The organism is Sporanaerobacter sp. (assembly GCF_047830725.1).
Classification (GTDB): domain Bacteria; phylum Bacillota; class Clostridia; order Tissierellales; family Sporanaerobacteraceae; genus Sporanaerobacter.
Window position 1 is genome coordinate 120,573 of sequence record NZ_CP181252.1, and the last position, 17,914, is coordinate 138,486.

Consider the following 17,914-nt stretch of genomic DNA (forward strand, 5'->3'; position numbering starts at 1 on the left):
ATCACCTCCACTATATTCTAATTCTCTTTTTTTCTCCCATTCCAAAACATTCAGCTATATCTATTTTTCTATCGCCTAATTTAAAATAACCTTCATAACTTCCTATGGGAGCTTCATAGTCCGATTTTACTATTAAGTAATTAAATTTTATTTCTGTCTTTGTTTCTGGATAAAAAGAAATATTCACCATATCATATTCATCTTTAATATTCCACACTTCTCTATTTTCATATTTTCTTTCTACTTTTATAGGAGGAAGTACATTCATCTTTCCATCAATCCAAATACAATTTTCATTATATTTTTCATGATTTAACACTTGATTGTCTGTCAAATTAAAAGCAAAAGTATTTCCACTATTATCTTTTCCCCATCCTGTCACCCAATCATATTTCATATTGTAAGGATAATACCCTTTATGATCATCTATTATCATGTGAGAAATTCCCTTGTCAAATACAATCTTTTCATCCCCTAAAATTAAATACCCTTCCATAGGCATAAAATTTTTGTGTGAATAAAGTCCTCTGTTTTCTCCAAAAGGCTGACATATAACTATAGGTTCAGTAATATGATATGCTTTTATATCAAGTATTGCCATAGGCAAATCATGAGGCTCCATTTTAGCTTTAACTACTATCTCATTTTTTCTTAAATTGTTTTCATAGCACATATAGTAAGCTTTAGTTTGACCCTTTGTCTCACTATTAAACAGCCCTTTTCCTATTGAAGCTTTTTTAGTATTAATTATTTTTTCATAATCATATAATTTTTTATTCCTCTTGTCATATATTACTAAACAGATAAGTGTAGATATTTTTGCAGTATATACAGCACCAAAAATAAATATATCCCTATTTCCTGCTTGAAAAGCTTCCCATTCTTTTAATCTAAAATTTAAAAACCATTTAGGTAAAGCATATCCTAAAGGTTTCTTTGCATCCAACATATTCACTTTAGAAACAGCCCTATTATATGTTCCAAAATTAAATCTTCCATCCAAATTCACTAAAGATTCAATATCTTCTCTTACTTCCCTATAATAACATTTTTCTTCGCAAATTTTCATGAAAATCCCCCTTAAACTTAAAAATAAGACAATTATATTATATATTCCATAATACTTGTGAATATCCTTCTTGCATAAATAAAAAAGCTTCCTTAAAGTATCAGAAGCCCTTTTTAATATGGAATCCTCATCTAAATTTTAAAAACATCTCTCGCTTAACTAATATTGACCTAGCAAACCTCTACACTTTGCCACTTTTACACATTTATTGAAAACAAATAAACCTATGATGAAATACAACAAAGAATTCCCAGCCATTATTCCATAATCCAATGCTGAAAAATCTCTAAAAGAACATCCCCCCATCATAGTTGAAAATATGGAGCCTGCAGCATAATTAAAGGGGAGCAAACCAGATATAATTCTACTTCTCGGAAATGTAGCAACTAATACTATTAAAAAATATTGAATAATATTTAATAGGGATTGAACTCTTTTAAAAATAAGAGCTAGCCCTCCGCACATCAGTCCTATGCCTAATATACTGAAAACACCAATAAATATGGGAATTAAAATAGAAAGTACATTTATTTCCAGCCAATGACCAGTTGTTTCCATTATGATTAAAAGTAGAAAAATAGAAAATATTGTCTCTATCAATAAATTTGAAATACTTCTCACAACTAATATTTGAGATAAATTTATATTGGACATATTTAGTTGTTCCAAGGTTCCTTTACTTGCATCATCAATTATACTAAAAGCAATATCTGAATAAGCTACCATGATAATAGTCCATAAAAAATAACCAACTATAAATCCCTCTAAATTTTCTCCCATGTCCAAAGGTGATACTCCCAATGACATTCCAAAACTTTTTAGTCCCGAGAACATTACCATAAATAGTATATAAAAAATCAAAAGATTAGAAATTGTATTAAATTTGTATCTATATAACTCCTTTACATTTTTCTCCAATGAAACCTTGAATAAATAGTAAATTTTTTTCAACTACTCCACCTCCCCATTGGTAATGTTCAAGAATATCCTTTCAAAATTGTTATCTTTTTGTTTTATCTCCTTTATAAAAATACTTTTTTCCCTCAAGCTATCTATAATTGCATATATTTCATTTACTTCAGATATATCAACTTCTATCTTGGTTCCATTGTTTACAAAATAAAAATCATACCCCAAATTTGATAAATATTTTTCATCATCTTTAGATAAGCTTTCTGTAAGCACTATTTCATAAGTCATACTTCTAAACATATCCATAAGTGCTCCTACGCTATCTTGAGCAACTATCTTGCCTTTATTTAAAATGACTACATCTTTACAAATATCTTGAACTAAATTCATATCATGAGTACTTAACAAAATAGTCTTGTTCATGCTAGAGACAATATCCATAAGTACCTCTTTTATATCTATATGACTTTGCACATCCAATCCAAGGGTTGGCTCATCTAGCAATATAATTTCTGTATCACATACAAGAGTCATAGCTATAGCAACTTTTTGCTGCATCCCCCTAGATAAGTTGTTGACCATTGTATCTTTTTTATCTGACAAATTGAATCTATCCAACAGTTCATCTATATGCCTTTCAACCTTTTTCCCTCCAAGTCCCCTTATTCCTGCAAAATAACGTAAATTCTCCCTTGGTGTAAGTTTCCAATAAAGATTTCTTGTACCTTCAAAAAGTGCAGATATATATTCCATAGATTTTTTGTTATCTTCCCCAAATATCTTAATCTCACCACTATCAGGAATAATCAAATTGCAAATACATTTTATAGTAGTAGTTTTCCCAGAACCATTGGGACCAAGTATTCCACATATTTCACCTTTCTTAATTGAAAAAGAAATATCGTCTACTGCTTTTAAATTTCCATAATATTTAGACAATTCGTTGACTTCTATAGCCTCCAATGAAATACCCCCTATCTTTCATTTTCTCAATTCTATTATTATATGTTGTAAGATATGTTTTTATATAAACTTAACATCATTTTAATCCCTCTCTTATGAGAGATTTATCATATACTATAATTACCTTAATTATTTCTATCTCCATAAATTTTCAAAAAAAGCTTAAAGAGCACAGCCCTTTAAGCTTTTATTTTCTTTGTATTTTTCACTAAGCAAGAGTTACATTTGCTGCTTGTGGTCCTTTTTGTCCTTCAACTATTTCAAAAGTAACATTTTGGCCTTCTTCTAATGTCTTAAAGCCTTCTTTGTTAATTTGTGAAAAGTGAACGAAAACATCATTCCCATCTTCAGCTGTGATAAATCCAAATCCTTTTTCTGCATTGAACCATTTTACTGTACCATTAGTCATGTAAATACCTCCAAAAATTTATTTCTTTAATTCTCTTTAAAACATTTATCTATAAAAATTTTCGAAATTGTCGTCATTTATGTAGCTTAAGTATTCAGCAAACATATCCAAAATAATTTCATAAATTTTTAAGAAACAAAATATTTATTACGAATCAAAGCTTTCTTAATTATATCACCATTCATTATATTTTGCAACCAAAAATTTCTACTTTCTTAAATCTTTGTGAACTATATTATAACTTTATTATAGACAAATTATTCATAATTTTATTTTGATTCTCTTTCAATTATATCATCCAATATTTCTGCAGCTTTTACAATGATATTTCTACATCTCACTTCTTCATCTAGATGATTTTTCTTCAATGGTATACAGTCTATATCCCCCATTTCTTCTTTATATCTATATATCAACTCTTGAGTTAAATTTTTTATTTTGTCACTTTCATGCCCATTGTTCTTAACAAACATAGTTCCAAGAACCATTATAGAACCAGTAATAGCACCACATAAATCTCCAGTACACATTCCACCGCCAAATCCAGCAGCTAACTTTAAAGCATTTTTATCTAATCCCAAATTATATACTTCATTTGAAGCATAAAGTATTTTTTCAGCACAGTTCAATTTTTCTTCTTCTCCATATCCATTCCTTATTAGATCTGATATCATATTTTAAGCCCCCTATTTTAGTAAGACAAAATTTCTACCCTTTCCATAACTATAGGTTCCAAAGGTTTATCAAATGTGTCAGTCTTTGCTCCTGCAATTTTATCTACTACATCCATTCCTTCAAACACCTGCCCAAATACCGTATGCCTTCCATCAAGCCAGTATGCTCCCCCTAGTTCCTCATATCCCTTGATTACTTGTTCTGGAAATCCTTCCTCTTCTCCCAAATCCTTCATCTGAGCAATAATCTTTTTATCTACTTTATTGTTTTGTACAATAAAAAATTGACTTCCATTAGTATTTGGTCCACTATTAGCCATAGATACTGCTCCTCTAAAATTGCGATGGTTTATATCAAATTCATCTTCGAAAGGTTCTCCCCAAATACTTTCTCCGCCTCTTCCTGTTCCTTCAGGATCTCCACCTTGAATCATAAAATCTTGAATCACCCTATGAAAAGTAACTCCATCATAATATCCATTTTTGGCATGAGTTTTAAAGTTTTCCACTGCTTTTGGAGCCACTTCAGGGAAAAATTTAATCTTTATATCTCCATAATTAGTTTTTATAACCGCTATTTCTTCTCCACTCTTTGGTGATTGTACAGGTATCATACCATTTCCTCCCTCTTATTTATAGTTCATACATTATATAATATCATATAATTTTATAAAAAAACTCTATTAATTATATGTATACAATTAAAAACATAATTCTTTAGTAAATCCATCATATCCTATTGTTGTATTTTGAAATATTTCTATTGCATTCATCTTATATAAAATTGGTTCATTAATTGAAGGACTAAAATGAGTAAGCAAAAGTTCCTTCACATTGCCTTTATACGCCAATCCTGCTGCTTCAGCAAAAGTCATATGCTTATTTTTTATAGCTTTCTCTATATCTTCATTATCCCCATAAGTTCCTTCGCATATAAGCAAATCACTTCCATTTATAAAATCTGGTATTGTATTTATTGGTCGTGTATCTGTTATATAACTTAATTTTATACCTTTCCTTTTCTCTCCCAATACCATATCAGGTTCATATATACGATTTCCATAAACTATAAACTCACCATTTTGAAGTCTTGACCAAATTTCTTTAGGCACTTGATTTGAAATTGCCTTTTGTACACAAAATTTAGGTCTTCTGACTATATAAAAACTGTAACCCAAACATGAACATGAATGATCAAGTTCTAATATACTCATCTGAATGTCTTCATTTGAATGTTCTTCTACTTTTAATCCATTAGTAGAAAAGCTAATACCTAATATTGGGGGAGGATTTTCTATTACATTTATAGTATAGGGAAGATATGGAATCAAAGTCAAAATACTATTCATTATATCCTTTATACCTTCAGGGCCTATTATCGTAATGGGTTCAGTTCTAGCACTATTCCCAATAGTTGAAAGAAGTCCTGGCAAGCCAAAAATATGATCCCCATGAATATGAGTTATACATATCATATCAATAGACTTAAATCCACTATTCATATTTTTCATAGACACCTGAGTACCTTCTCCACAGTCTATAAGAATCTTTCTCCCTTTATAGCTCATAAGTAAAGAAGACAAAAATCTTCCAGGCATAGGCATACTTCCGCCACTTCCCAACAAAGCTATATTAATCATTGAACCATCCCTCTATGTTCTAATATTATCCTTATTATATCCTATACTTCACAAAATTTAAACAAATATGATGTGATGCGCTGGGGACGGTTCTTTTTGCATCACATCTAAATCTAGCTATAATTTTTTCGCTATTCTATGGACTGTGCCTCTTGTTGTGCCTGTAAGTTCAGATATTCTTCTATGGGACAAATTGCTTGTATTTATAAGTTCAATGACAACTTCTTCTAAAGCATCTTTTCTATTGTTCAATTCTTTTGCTTCAACAATATTATATTGTTTGCAGTATTCCGCTATAATTTTTTGCGCTTTTTCTTCACGTTGTATTTCTAAATCTTCTTGGATTTCTAAAAATTCTTTTGTATCATCTTGTAAGTGGAACTTTTTAAATTCTTCTATTGAGCCTGAAAATAAATCCATCATCATATATTTTTCCTCGGGACTTATAATCTTACATTCTTTTCCTGTGTAACTTCTATAGCTACTCCAATGATAATCAGATGGTTTAGATACCATTTTAGCTTTTACAGGATTGTTGTGTATATACCTAATTGCTTCCAACAGATATTCTTCTGTGTTTATAACTTCACTTTTATACCTATCTTGAAATACATGCCCTACTCGATTATATTTTTGATTGTATTTTCTTGCAAATTTAATATTTATCGATTTAATCACTTCAGTCATCGTTTGTAAATCTGCATGAATCAAAATATGTACATGATTATCCATCAAGCAATAAGCAACTATTGAAATTTTTTTCTTATCTGCTTCATGTTGTAATTGTTCCATAAAGTATTGTTTTTCTTCAGACTGATTAAATATCATCTCCCTATTGTTGCCCCTCATCATTATGTGATAATATCCAGTTTCACTCTCTTCCCTAGCTCCCCTTGTCATATAATCACCTCAATGAAATTTTACCACTTTTTGAAATTTGATGCAAAAAGAACCGTCCCCAGTGAATACAATGCATATTGTTTCAATCTAAAAATAAAATAGTATTAGTACATACTATAGTTCAATTTAAAGGAGGCGAAAGGCAAATTAAAAATAGCAAATCGTAAACATGAAAATATTTAAAAGGGGGATTCAAATTGAAAAAGAAGTTGTTTAAAATCACATCTCTACTACTTATAGTATTTATGGTATTGCCTCTTGGGGGTTGTGGAAAGAAATTAGAATTAACAGATGAAGAAAAAAGTCAAGGATACAAGGGTTACAAAGACATGGGAATAAAATTTAAAATGGGAGAAGATTGGAAAAAGTATGATGACAATATATTTCTAGATAGTCTAGGAGATTCTGAAGATGAAAATGAACCAATATACAACGGAATAAGCTATGGATATATATCTAATGACTTAATTGAACAGTACTTGGATGTAGCTGAAAATGTAGCAGATGAACAGGAAAGGTTTAAAAGATATGATGAAATTTTTTCTCAGGTAAAAAACATATTCTCCATAGTTGTATTTAGAGAAAATAAAATTCCAGCTGAAGACAAAATTCCAGAATTGACAAATATGACCCACAACGAAAAAATAAACAAAAAATCAGGATATATATTCTATTTCTGCTACAATGACTTTGATGATTCTGGATTAGATGAAGAAGAAAAAAATGCATATAAAAATCTGTATGATGATATACAAAATATAAAATCATCTCTAAAAACCTACAAACCTGAAACTCCCCAAGAAGCATTGACATCACTTAAAAAATTAGAATTTAATTTAAAAGACCTTGATGGAAATGAAGTAAACAATGAAATATTCAAAGACTATAAGCTAACAATGATAAATATCTGGGGAACATTTTGTGGACCATGTAAAAGAGAAATGCCAGACCTTGCAGAATTATATGAGGAAATGAAAGATGAAAATGTAAATATTATAGGTATTATATCTGATACACCAAATGAAGATAATGAAAACGCAGCAAGGGAAATAATCAAAGAAAGTGGCGTAAAATACACAAATCTAATTTCTGATGAAAATATAAAAAAGAATGTAATAAGCTGTATAGCAGGAGTTCCGACTTCTTTCTTTGTAGATAGTCAAGGAAATATTGTTGGTGAAGTAATAACAGGTTCAATGAGTAAAGATGAATACAAGGAAAAAATATCAGAAACACTTAAATTATTAAAATAGAACTCATGTATGGAGGTAACTAAATGAAAAAATTTTTTATACGAAATATAATTTTTATTGGTAGTATATTATCGATATTTTTAGGTATCTGTAGAGGTGAGGTAGCAACAGTTCTTAACAAAGCTATCAATATATGCTTGGAGTGTATAGGAATTGGATAGTAATAAAAAAAGACATTTAACTCAAACTATATCTTCTATTGCTGCCAACGGAAATATAAAAGGTTTTGTTGAAGGTCGTATATATACAGGAAATGCAAAAAAATTCTGTGTTCCAATACTTAATTGCTATTCCTGTCCAGGAGCATTAGGAGCTTGTCCTATAGGTTCTATCCAAGCCGTGATTGGAAGCATGAAATATAACTTTTCCTACTATGTATTTGGAACTATAACATTAATAGGAATTGTATTGGGACGATTTGTTTGTGGTTGGCTCTGCCCTTTTGGATTCATTCAAGATTTGTTGCATAAAATACCTTCACCAAAATTATCAGTACCACGAAAATTAAATAATGTACTTAAATATCTAAAATATGCTATACTTGCATTATTTGTATTTACTTTGCCACTAATCCTTCAAGATGATCTAGGAATGAGTGACCCATATTTTTGCAAATATATCTGTCCTGCTGGTACCCTTGAAGGAGGTATACCCCTTCTACTGGCAAATGAAAATTTAAGAAATGCAACAGGATTTCTTTTTAGATGGAAATTTTTCATATTAATATTTATCATAATATTTTCGATATTCATATATAGGATATTTTGCAGATATATATGTCCATTAGGTGCTTTCTATTCATTGTTCAATCCTATCAGTCTATACAGTTTTAAAATTGATGAAAATATGTGTACAAAATGTAATGCATGCACCAACAACTGTAAAATGAATATCAAACCCTATGAAACTCCCAACAGTCCAGAATGTATCAGATGTGGTGACTGTATCAGTTCTTGTCCAAACAATGCTATAAAAAGTGGTCTACTCGTAGAAAAACATAAACGCATCAAAGCTACAACTAATGTGAATCAAAATAATTAAAATTAAATTAGGATTTCTCAACTTATACAGCCAAAGCTCGGTATTTCGTCGGGCTGAGGCTGTTTGTTTTTTATATTATTTTGAAATTTGATGCAAAAAGAACCGTCCCCAGTGCATCAGATACCACGTTTTGGTTTTATATTAAATTTAACAATAGCTCCCTTTGGATTATTGTTTTCGGCTTTGATATTTCCTCCATGTTTTTCAACCATAATTTTAGCTATATACATGCCCAAACCAGAATGTCCTGTTGTAAATGAACGAGATTTATCCCCTTTATAAAATTTGTCAAAAATATTTTTTAGATCCTCATTGCTAAATCCCTTTCCAGTATCTACTATAGAAAAGATTGTTTCTTCGTCATTGCATAGTACATTTAATTTTATTGATTCGCCTTTTTCAGTATATCTAATACTATTGGATATACAATTGTCTAATACTTGTTCTAGAGACTTAATATCAAATTTATCTATGAAATTTTTTTCCCTTGAATCTATGATTTCAATTTTAAAGTCTATTCCTTTTTCATCACATAAAAGTTTGTAATCTTTTTCTTTTAGCTTTAAAAATTCTATAATATTAATTTCTATAGGTTCTAAAATAAAATTAGGATTTTCAATATTAGATATCTTGTTCATATCATCTAATAATATTAAAGCCCTTTCATTATTTCTTTTAATTACTCCTATATAGTCTTTAATTTTTTCCTCCTTAACTGCACCATCTATTAAAGCTTCAGAGTAAGTACTTACAATAGTGAGAGGTGTTTTTAAATCATGAGCAATACTCTCTACATTTTCTCGTCTTTTTTCTTCTAAATCCCATTGTTTTATAAGAGAGTCCTTGAGATTTACCCTCATGTCTTCAAAGGCATTGCAAAGCTTTGTAAACTCATTATTTTCATCATATTCAATGGTAAAATCTAAATCTTGATCTTTAATTTTTTCAGATGCATCTAATAGTATATTTACTGGTTTATTTATTTCTTTACTTAACTTCTTAGCATATATAAATGTAAATATAATTATATATATAAACGGTAAAAATAGCATTGATTTAGACAATAAGAATAATACAGTACTATCAGTTTTTTGTGTACTTACTAAACTATAATTTAATACAACAGCTCCTTTAACATTGCTATCTTTATCTAAAATAGGAATGATTTTGGCAAAATATTTACCATTCAAGGGTTTTGTAGAGTTTATATTAGTAACTAGATCATTTCTATTTTCTATAATCTTTTTATCTAGTGTTCCATATATTATATTTCCATCGCTATCTAATACTTGATAGCCCATTCCCTTATGAGGTATTATCTCGTTCATTTCTCCTTCAAAACTTTTGTTTAATACATTGTCATGACTTTCATAAATTTTTTTTACAATATCCCCAACTTGCTTTTCATAATAATTAGCAGGATAATAAATATGGTTAAAAGTTTTAAGCCATATGAAAAAAGAAAGTGCAGAAAAAATTAAACTTAAAACCAATATTTTAATGAAAGTCACTACAAATTGTCTTTTAAAGCCTTTATTTTTCACAATTTAGGCCTCCCATTTATAACCTAATCCCCAAACAGTTTCAATATATTTATTTTCTTTGTCAATAGAGCTTATCTTAAATCTAATTTTTTTAATATGCTCTGTAACAGTAGAGGTGTCTCCTAGCCCATCATAGCCCCAAATTTTTTCATATATTTGATCTTTTGAAAATACTTGACCTGGATTTAAAGCTAGAAGTTCTACTATTTGAAATTCTCTCTTCGTGAGGTTTATATCTTCATTATTTACCTTTACATTTAAACCTTTTAAATCAATAGATAAATTTTTAAAATTTAAATAGCTATTGTCTTCTTTTTTTGCTTTTCTTCTTTCACGTCTCAAATGGGCCTTAACTCTAGAAACTAATTCCTTTAAGCTGAAAGGTTTAGTTATATAGTCATCACCGCCAATAGCAAGTCCTTTGATTTTATCAACTTCACTATCCTTTGCTGATAGAAACAGTATAGGACAATCTATATTATCTCTTATAAGATTGCAGACATTGAAACCGTCTATATCTGGCATCATAATATCTAAAATAATTAGATCTGGTTTTTTTCTAGACAGTTCAATCCCATCAAAGCCATTATAGGCGGTTAAAACATTGTATCCATTAGCCTCAAGTGAGTCTTTAATTATCATAACTAAATCTTTTTCATCATCTACAACAAGGATAGTCTCCATAGTAGTCCTCCTAATTAGTATTTTAAATAATAAATTAAAACTGATAATCCATACAATATATAGATATGGGCTGGATAAAATATATAAAATAATTTTTTCATAGATTTGCCCTTTTCTCCATTATACAAAAACATAAAGATTACTGCAAAGACGCTCATCCACTCATAATAATCTGTAAACATAAGTTTTAGACTAATAGGTCTAATATACATTAAAGGCATGCCTATCATCCAAGTTAATACAAATATTGCGAAAAATATACATTGTAACTTTCTGTTTTCACGAAATAAATACAATATAATACCAGTTAAAATCACATACAATCCGCCTTCAACTAAAAATGGCGATGGAATAAAACTAGATACTATCACATAAATATGATTTGCAGTATCCATTGACATGTTTGGAATAATTAAAAGTTGAAAAATAAAAGCTATAGCATAGCTTATTAAAAATGGAGACAGTGTCAATCCAATACCTTTAAAAAACTTTTTCTCTTTTATATAATCTATTCCTTTAAATATAATAATTAAAATAACAAAGGTCGAAAATATGCCATTTTCAGGACAAAATCCATCTCCTCTTTGAAGTGGCTTGGAAAATTGAATTATATATTTTATAAGTGTCATAAATACAGACATTAAGTAAATCCTTGTAAAATATTTTTTTCTATTAGAAGTATGAGTATACCCTTCTATCATTGTGAATAAAAACATATCTCCTGCCAATCTACCAATCCACGAAAATGCGACGGGTACTTTACCTGTAAATTCAAAAAAGTAATGGATGTGATCAAATAGCATAAATATTAGAGCTAAAATTTTAATTTGAAATCCTGTGAGTCCTTTAAATCCTTTTTTACTATCTTCTAAAGCCATATTGATTCCTCCCTTTATAAATTCTCTATATAATCTAACATTCAATTATAAAGAATTTATAAAGTTTATATAAAAGATTAAAGTTTATTTAAATATGGGGAGATGCCTCGAATGATGCACCGGGTAGATAAATTTGATGCAAAAAGAACCGTCCCCAGTGCATCCCCAGTGCATCGAATGCACAGATTTTGATAATTAATAGAGTGATTTTTGTGGTATAATAGAGAAAACACTTGAATGAAGGGAATTTCTATGAATATTGATTTTACTTATGAAAAGAAAAAAATTGAATATGTATCTGGATATATTTTTAAGGGAAGAAACTACAGGTGTAGCTATGAAAGATATAAAACTCTGTATAGAAATCCAGCTCCTGGAACTGAAAGTGTTGAGTTTTACAATTTTCAACCCAAGGAAGAAGTTCGTGCTTCTACTATGGTACTTCATGGATTGGGAAGTAGAAATGTGAAATTTTTACTTTGGATTGGACCTCATCTGGCATCTGCTGGTGTAAATACAACAATACTTATTCTTCCTGGAAATTATACGAGAGTTGAAAACAATTCTGTCAGTGGAAGAAGTTTTTTGTATCCAGATATAAATTTGATGTACCAGTTTTGGGAACATGCCGTTGTAGATACTTTAAGTACAATAGATTTGCTAGAACAAGAAGGACGCTGGAAGGAAAATAATGTCTTAATGGGCTATTGTCTAGGAGGCATGATTACATCTATAGTAGCTTGTCTAGATAATAGAATAAATCATAAGCTATTTATGACTACAGGCGGACATCTTCCTCAAATACTTCATGAATCTCCAGCAGCAAATTTTGTTAGAAAACTATTTAAAAATGGGTATAAAGCTAATTTTTTTCTAGATAACAAAGCACAATTGTACAATATTTATGATGAACAATTTCCCCAAGTTAAGAATATGTCTTTAACCGAAATCATAAATAGCGAAGATATTCATCCACTATTTAAAATAGATCCTATATCTTATGCGCATTTGCTAAATATGTCTGATGTAACTTTTGTAGATGCACTATTTGATTTTACACTTCCAATAGACTCAAGAAAAACTCTTTACAATGAAATGGAAGGAGCAAAAAGACGAGTATTGCCTATAAGTCATGTAAATTGGTTACCTTTTGAATATATCTTGGCAAAATATATATTACATAAAACCAATATCAATGACAAAAAAGCTAAAAAAGCTTTGCTTACTCGTGAAAAATTTGAGGAACCTTTAAAAATCATGCCTTTAAAATAATTTATCTACATTAGGAGAAAATTTATGAGCAAATTAAAGGAAAATTTTAAAAAATCTTTTTTTATCGTGAACAAAATATATTTATATATAATATTTATTTTACTTTCCTTTGTAGATTTTACTTTAGCATTTTATTATTTCATTATTTCTATAATAATATTTCTTGGGAAATTGCTGACATCTAAACTTCCTCTAGAACCAAAAAAGAATTTTAATTATGAAACCTATTCTTACAAAAAATCAAATGAAAAAGATTTAAAAATGGATATATGGTATCCAAATAGCCCTCCCCAAAAATCATATCCATTAGTTTTCTTTTGTCATGGTGGTGGCTGGATATCAGGTTTTAGAAATCAAAAAAATAATGTTTCATGGTGCAAGTATTTAGCTTCAAAGGGTTTTTGCGCGTGTAGTATAGATTATAGATATGGAATAAAAAATAGTATGGATGATATATTATCTGATTATACTGATGCATTAAATTATATAAAGAAAAATAGTGAAAAACTGAATATAGATAAAAATAATATTGTGCTTATGGGATTATCTGCAGGTGGACATCTTTCCCTATTGTATTCAACTTATAATTCTTTTATTAAGGATGACAAAAAAATGGAAGGTATAAAAGGAGTAGTTGCTTACTATGCTCCATCTGATTTAAATGATATATTTATTACGGAAAATAAGTCTTTATTTGCTAGATTCTCCGCTAAAAAAACTCTAAAAGCTAATCCCTTGGAGAAAAAAGAAATCTATGATTATTATTCTCCAATAAACTGGATAAGCGAAAACATGGTTCCATGTCTAGTTGTACATGGAAAACAAGATACTACTGTACCTTTTTATTCATCAGTAAAATTAATAAAAGAACTAAAAACTCACAATGTAAAATGTGAATTTTTAGTTCATAGAAATGGTGGACATTCTTTTGACACTAGATTAAATGATTTGGCAACTGTAAATATACTAGAAAAAACCGCTAGATTTATAAAAAAAGCTTTTGCTATTCATCTATGATAGAAACCATATTCTTTAAGAATTCTTCTTCCCAAATATAAATATATTTTCCTGTTGCCCATTCATTCATAACTACTTTTTCACCGCTATTGAGTTTTATCTTCTTTATTGGCTCTTGGGACAATTCACCATTCTCAATAGCATATACCATCAAACTATTATGAGTCAATACTACTGCTATATCTCCATTGGGTGATGTATAAACATCTGTTGCTTGTGGAACTCTCATCTTGACCGCATTCCACGATATAGCCAATTCATCATAATTAACCAATTCTTTTGGAGTTATAGTCTTTATATTAAAATCCACATAGGATTTTTCATTTTCTTCATTTAAATTAATTCTTCCTTTCATAACCCAATGTCCATTTCTCCTGACAATTCCAAAATTTTCTTCTGTTGGTTTCAAATCTATATATTTGTTTTGAAATTTAGAATCTGTAGAAAAATACCTTGTTGCCCCTTCATAGAAAGCATTTTTACCACTTTCTCCTGCGATATCTGATATTTTTATTGGATTTGCATTTTTTATATTGTCTATAGGAAGTACCTGTAAAGTTGATTTTGCTCTGTTTTGTCCTTCAGTTATTTCTACAACCATATAATTATTACCAACATAATTGATTTGCTTTTTTGTATTGTAATTATCTTCATAAGGTATTTCTTCAAATCCCATTTCATCTGACTTCTTATTTGCTGGATATGCATATATAATATCTTTTATATTTTCTTCTATAGATATTCTATCCACTCCAATTTTCCAAAACCCTGATTTTCTAGGAACAAATAAGTTTTCTGTTTCATATATTTTATCTACAGTCTTGTTTTTACTACAAATCCAAATAGTCCTATATTTATATTCACCTTCTTCATTTTGAGATTCTCCTTCTTCATAATATCTTAGTCCTAATATAATACCTGATCTCAATATTTCATCTTCTTTAGTACTTAAGGCTTTAGTTTTTCCTGCTATTTTTTCTATATAGCTATTTATCTCTTTATCATCTAATTCGTCTGATATTTTAGTTAAATGGAAAAATACACCATCAATATTTACTATCATTTCATCATCAGTTTCCCTTATAAATTCATAGTAAAATTGTTCTTCACTAGACATAGATATTACTTGCATTTTCTTATTTCTAATGCCTAAAAAATCTGGATTTACTTTATACTGATACAATAAATAATCTAAAGAATTTACATTTTTCAATTTATATGAAGGACTTAAATATATATCATCTCCTATGACTACAACTTTCTTATGAAAAAGCGCTTTTTTATCTATTATTTTATTTACCTCTTCGTCAGAAAGACCTTTTGAACTAGCCCTTTTATATTTATCTATTTTCCATTGTCCAGATATAGGAGGAATATTGTTGTTTGGAGATATAATTTTTTCATTAGTGTCAATATCTTTAAAACCACAAGATGTGAGAATTAGAATTAAAACAATTAGTACAGCAATTAAATTTAATTTTCTCATATTACTTCCTCCCCAACAGGTAAAAATACAGATACCTTTGTTCCTACATCTACTTCACTTTCTATTTTTATATATCCTCCATGCAATTTAACTATTTCATCACTTATTGATAAACCCAATCCACTATGGGATTTGGCATTTTTACCCTTGTAAAATTTCTCCATTACATAAGGTAAATCTTCTTTGGGAATACCACAGCCATTGTCCTCTACACAAATCAATATCATATTATCTTTACTTTTCCCAGAGAAAATTATTTTCCCTCCTTCAGGAGTAAATTTAAGTGAATTGTCTATTAAATTTATAAATACTTGCTTTATCCTATTTTCATCTCCAATAATATGAGGTAATTCTTCATTTATATGCAATTCAATATTTATATCTTTTAAACTTGCTCTAGGAGTAAGCTGTTTAGTTATTTGACTCATTATTTTCCCTATATCTATTTCTTCTTTGTTTAGCTTTATTCTGCCAGAAACAAATCTTGAAAAATCCAACAATTCTTCAACCATAGAAGTAAGTCTGTCGCTTTCCTTTTCAATAATATCTAATCCATCTTTTATCAATGGATTATCTAACTCTTCTGATTTCAAAGTTATGGCCCAACCTTTAATTGAAGTCAAAGGTGTTCTAAGTTCGTGAGATATAGAAGATATAAAATCATTTTTTAATTCTTCTTTTTTTATGAGCTCTTCTGCCATGAAATTCAAAGTATCTGAAAGTTTTCCTATTTCATCGTCAAATTTTTTCTCGCTTCTTACCTTTAATTGTCCACTAGCCATCTTTTGAGCTACATATGTCACTTCTTTTAGAGGCCTAACAATAGTATTTGCCAAAAAAACACTCACAAGTCCAGAAATAAATATAACTATAACCCCAATCCAAATAAAAATTATAGCTATGCTTTTAATAGTTCTGTTAGTTTCTCTAAGAGAAGTTATGAACCGTATGATACCTATTATCTTTCCTTCCGACATAAGTGGATATGATACAGCCATTACGGGAGAAGTGTCATAATCTACATTCCCAATCCAAGTTCCCTTTTCTCCTTTTAAAGACTTTGCAACGTCATCTGACATTACAACATTTGGAAAAGACACTCCAATGGAATCCATAAGAATATTCCCTTTAAGATCTAATATCTGTACTTCTGCATCCGTTTGTTGCCAAAAAACATCTACATCATCAATGATTAAATCCTCTATTGAAGTCGAAGAAAAATATCTGGAATAAAAATCAGAAGAAAACATGATTTGATTAGACAAAAGTGCTTCTACACTTTCATAATAATAATGCTTAACCGCATTTATCAAAAATATCTCCAATATAACAACAGTAATAAAAATTACGAGCATAAAATTTCCTACAAGTCTGGTTCTAATACTCTTTTTCATAATCCTCTATTCCTCATCCTCCCTATTTCTCCATCTATATCCAATTCCCCAAACAGTCTCAACATATTGAGGATCACTAGGGTTGTCTTCTATTTTGGCCCTCAATCTTCTAATATTCACATCAACTATTTTGGAATCTCCAAAAAAATCATATCCCCATACCCAATTGAGTATTTCATCACGTTTAAATGCCTTCCCGGGATTTTCCATGAAAATTTTTATAATAGAGTATTCTGTAGGTGTCAATTCAATTTCTTTCTCATTTTTATAAAATATTCTTGAATATGTGTCTATTTTAAACGGTCCATCTACTATGAATTCTTCATCATTAGTTGCACTTGCCAAATCTATTCTTCTAATTAAAGATTTGACTCTCAATACCAACTCAGTGGGATTAAAAGGCTTCACCATATAGTCATCTGTTCCATATTCTAGCCCTGTGATTTTATCTATGTCTTGACTTTTAGCAGTTAGCATTATTATACCTATAGTGGGAAATTCTTTTCTAAGTACTTTGCATACTTCATATCCATCTATCCCTGGCAACATTATATCTAGAACTACTACATCTATTTCTTCATTTCTGGCATTTGCTATCCCTTCTTCTCCAGTAGGAGCCTCTATGACATAATATCCTTGCCTCTCTAAATTTATTTTTATAAATTTTCTTATAGAATCTTCGTCTTCAACAACTAATATAGTGTGCTTTTTTTCTTCCATCAAAAATTCACCTCTTGTTACTTTTTCATATATTAAATTATACCATTTATATCTCTTC

At 29.3% G+C, this 17,914-nt stretch carries 19 protein-coding genes; 5 read left to right on the plus strand and 14 right to left on the minus strand.

Translation table 11 applies throughout. The annotated features are described in order from the left end of the window. Positions 1-10 precede the first annotated feature (10 nt). The 8 genes from ACFWUA_RS00660 to ACFWUA_RS00695 all read right to left on the minus strand — a co-directional run bounded on the left by ACFWUA_RS00660 (position 11) and on the right by ACFWUA_RS00695 (position 6,567). On the minus strand, positions 11-1,069 hold the full coding sequence (locus ACFWUA_RS00660; protein ID WP_416198254.1) for a DUF2804 family protein: 1,059 nt from the start codon (positions 1,067-1,069) through the stop codon (positions 11-13). 159 nt (positions 1,070-1,228) lie between these two features. Continuing rightward, entirely contained in the window at positions 1,229-2,020 is a 792-nt protein-coding gene (locus tag ACFWUA_RS00665; RefSeq protein ID WP_416198255.1) for an ABC transporter permease, read from the minus strand. Further along, entirely contained in the window at positions 2,021-2,944 is a 924-nt protein-coding gene (locus ACFWUA_RS00670; protein ID WP_416198256.1) for an ABC transporter ATP-binding protein, read from the minus strand. A gap of 208 nt (positions 2,945-3,152) precedes the next feature. Beyond that, positions 3,153-3,353, minus strand: coding sequence for a cold-shock protein (locus ACFWUA_RS00675; protein ID WP_416198257.1), 201 nt, complete (start codon positions 3,351-3,353; stop codon positions 3,153-3,155). Between the two features lie 269 nt (positions 3,354-3,622). Beyond that, positions 3,623-4,027 carry a C-GCAxxG-C-C family (seleno)protein gene (locus ACFWUA_RS00680; RefSeq protein WP_416198258.1) on the minus strand — a complete coding sequence of 135 codons (405 nt, stop codon included), beginning with the start codon at positions 4,025-4,027 and terminating at the stop codon, positions 3,623-3,625. A 17-nt stretch (positions 4,028-4,044) separates the two neighbouring features. Continuing rightward, complete coding sequence (locus ACFWUA_RS00685; protein ID WP_416198259.1) at positions 4,045-4,641, minus strand: peptidylprolyl isomerase; 597 nt, start codon at positions 4,639-4,641, stop codon at positions 4,045-4,047. Between the two features lie 87 nt (positions 4,642-4,728). Continuing rightward, positions 4,729-5,667 carry a ribonuclease Z gene (locus ACFWUA_RS00690; protein WP_416198260.1) on the minus strand — a complete coding sequence of 313 codons (939 nt, stop codon included), beginning with the start codon at positions 5,665-5,667 and terminating at the stop codon, positions 4,729-4,731. Between the two features lie 117 nt (positions 5,668-5,784). Beyond that, positions 5,785-6,567, minus strand: coding sequence for an REP-associated tyrosine transposase (locus ACFWUA_RS00695; RefSeq protein ID WP_416198261.1), 783 nt, complete (start codon positions 6,565-6,567; stop codon positions 5,785-5,787). Positions 6,568-6,764: 197 nt separating this feature from the next. On the opposite strand from ACFWUA_RS00695, the gene ACFWUA_RS00700 reads away from it, so the two are divergent. From ACFWUA_RS00700 to ACFWUA_RS00710, 3 genes are read left to right on the plus strand one after another with little or no spacing between them, the layout of a single operon-like run. Further along, positions 6,765-7,820, plus strand: a complete 1,056-nt coding sequence (locus ACFWUA_RS00700) for a TlpA family protein disulfide reductase (RefSeq protein WP_416198262.1) — start codon at positions 6,765-6,767, stop codon at positions 7,818-7,820. A gap of 23 nt (positions 7,821-7,843) precedes the next feature. Next, the gene (locus ACFWUA_RS00705) at positions 7,844-7,981 is read left to right on the plus strand and encodes a CD1871A family CXXC motif-containing protein (RefSeq protein ID WP_416198263.1); all 138 of its coding nucleotides are present in this window, start codon (positions 7,844-7,846) and stop codon (positions 7,979-7,981) included. Further along, entirely contained in the window at positions 7,974-8,861 is an 888-nt protein-coding gene (locus ACFWUA_RS00710) for a 4Fe-4S binding protein (RefSeq protein WP_416198264.1), read from the plus strand. Before ACFWUA_RS00705 ends, ACFWUA_RS00710 begins: the two co-directional genes overlap by 8 nt. Before the next feature lie 116 nt (positions 8,862-8,977). Here the strand turns inward: ACFWUA_RS00710 and ACFWUA_RS00715 are convergent, their stop codons facing one another. Genes ACFWUA_RS00715 through ACFWUA_RS00725 form a run of 3 tightly spaced genes read right to left on the minus strand, consistent with a single transcriptional unit; the run spans position 8,978 to position 11,967 of the window. Then, complete coding sequence (locus tag ACFWUA_RS00715; protein WP_416198265.1) at positions 8,978-10,405, minus strand: ATP-binding protein; 1,428 nt, start codon at positions 10,403-10,405, stop codon at positions 8,978-8,980. Positions 10,406-10,408: 3 nt separating this feature from the next. Continuing rightward, complete coding sequence (locus tag ACFWUA_RS00720; RefSeq protein WP_416198266.1) at positions 10,409-11,089, minus strand: response regulator transcription factor; 681 nt, start codon at positions 11,087-11,089, stop codon at positions 10,409-10,411. Positions 11,090-11,103: 14 nt separating this feature from the next. Then, positions 11,104-11,967 carry a TraX family protein gene (locus ACFWUA_RS00725; protein ID WP_416198267.1) on the minus strand — a complete coding sequence of 288 codons (864 nt, stop codon included), beginning with the start codon at positions 11,965-11,967 and terminating at the stop codon, positions 11,104-11,106. 252 nt (positions 11,968-12,219) lie between these two features. On the opposite strand from ACFWUA_RS00725, the gene ACFWUA_RS00730 reads away from it, so the two are divergent. Together ACFWUA_RS00730 and ACFWUA_RS00735 are read left to right on the plus strand one after the other, a co-directional pair. Further along, positions 12,220-13,239, plus strand: a complete 1,020-nt coding sequence (locus tag ACFWUA_RS00730) for an alpha/beta hydrolase (RefSeq protein WP_416198268.1) — start codon at positions 12,220-12,222, stop codon at positions 13,237-13,239. A gap of 24 nt (positions 13,240-13,263) precedes the next feature. Continuing rightward, on the plus strand, positions 13,264-14,256 hold the full coding sequence (locus ACFWUA_RS00735) for an alpha/beta hydrolase family protein (RefSeq protein ID WP_416198269.1): 993 nt from the start codon (positions 13,264-13,266) through the stop codon (positions 14,254-14,256). Here ACFWUA_RS00735 and ACFWUA_RS00740 read toward each other — a convergent pair. The 3 genes from ACFWUA_RS00740 to ACFWUA_RS00750 are packed head-to-tail and all read right to left on the minus strand — an operon-like array spanning position 14,243 to position 17,856. Continuing rightward, positions 14,243-15,742 carry a hypothetical protein gene (locus ACFWUA_RS00740; protein WP_416198270.1) on the minus strand — a complete coding sequence of 500 codons (1,500 nt, stop codon included), beginning with the start codon at positions 15,740-15,742 and terminating at the stop codon, positions 14,243-14,245. The genes ACFWUA_RS00735 and ACFWUA_RS00740 overlap by 14 nt on opposite strands. Further along, complete coding sequence (locus ACFWUA_RS00745) at positions 15,739-17,136, minus strand: sensor histidine kinase (protein WP_416198271.1); 1,398 nt, start codon at positions 17,134-17,136, stop codon at positions 15,739-15,741. The genes ACFWUA_RS00740 and ACFWUA_RS00745 overlap by 4 nt, the downstream gene beginning before the upstream one ends. 6 nt (positions 17,137-17,142) lie before the next feature. Beyond that, a complete protein-coding gene (locus tag ACFWUA_RS00750) occupies positions 17,143-17,856 on the minus strand; it encodes a response regulator transcription factor (RefSeq protein ID WP_416199154.1) in 714 nt (237 codons plus the stop codon). Positions 17,857-17,914 lie beyond the last annotated feature (58 nt).

Excerpts from the sequence above, each read along its gene's own strand:
- ACFWUA_RS00680 (WP_416198258.1), bottom strand. The coding sequence starts at position 4,027 with ATGATATCAGATCTAATAAGGAATGGATATGGAGAAGAAGAAAAATTG.
- ACFWUA_RS00720 (WP_416198266.1), bottom strand. The coding sequence starts at position 11,089 with ATGGAGACTATCCTTGTTGTAGATGATGAAAAAGATTTAGTTATGATA.
- ACFWUA_RS00750 (WP_416199154.1), bottom strand. The coding sequence starts at position 17,856 with ATGGAAGAAAAAAAGCACACTATATTAGTTGTTGAAGACGAAGATTCT.
- ACFWUA_RS00685 (WP_416198259.1), bottom strand. The coding sequence starts at position 4,641 with ATGATACCTGTACAATCACCAAAGAGTGGAGAAGAAATAGCGGTTATA.
- ACFWUA_RS00695 (WP_416198261.1), bottom strand. The coding sequence starts at position 6,567 with ATGACAAGGGGAGCTAGGGAAGAGAGTGAAACTGGATATTATCACATA.
- ACFWUA_RS00660 (WP_416198254.1), bottom strand. The coding sequence starts at position 1,069 with ATGAAAATTTGCGAAGAAAAATGTTATTATAGGGAAGTAAGAGAAGAT.
- ACFWUA_RS00725 (WP_416198267.1), bottom strand. The coding sequence starts at position 11,967 with ATGGCTTTAGAAGATAGTAAAAAAGGATTTAAAGGACTCACAGGATTT.
- ACFWUA_RS00705 (WP_416198263.1), top strand. The coding sequence starts at position 7,844 with ATGAAAAAATTTTTTATACGAAATATAATTTTTATTGGTAGTATATTA.
- ACFWUA_RS00675 (WP_416198257.1), bottom strand. The coding sequence starts at position 3,353 with ATGACTAATGGTACAGTAAAATGGTTCAATGCAGAAAAAGGATTTGGA.
- ACFWUA_RS00690 (WP_416198260.1), bottom strand. The coding sequence starts at position 5,667 with ATGATTAATATAGCTTTGTTGGGAAGTGGCGGAAGTATGCCTATGCCT.
- ACFWUA_RS00730 (WP_416198268.1), top strand. The coding sequence starts at position 12,220 with ATGAATATTGATTTTACTTATGAAAAGAAAAAAATTGAATATGTATCT.
- ACFWUA_RS00745 (WP_416198271.1), bottom strand. The coding sequence starts at position 17,136 with ATGAAAAAGAGTATTAGAACCAGACTTGTAGGAAATTTTATGCTCGTA.
- ACFWUA_RS00740 (WP_416198270.1), bottom strand. The coding sequence starts at position 15,742 with ATGAGAAAATTAAATTTAATTGCTGTACTAATTGTTTTAATTCTAATT.
- ACFWUA_RS00735 (WP_416198269.1), top strand. The coding sequence starts at position 13,264 with ATGAGCAAATTAAAGGAAAATTTTAAAAAATCTTTTTTTATCGTGAAC.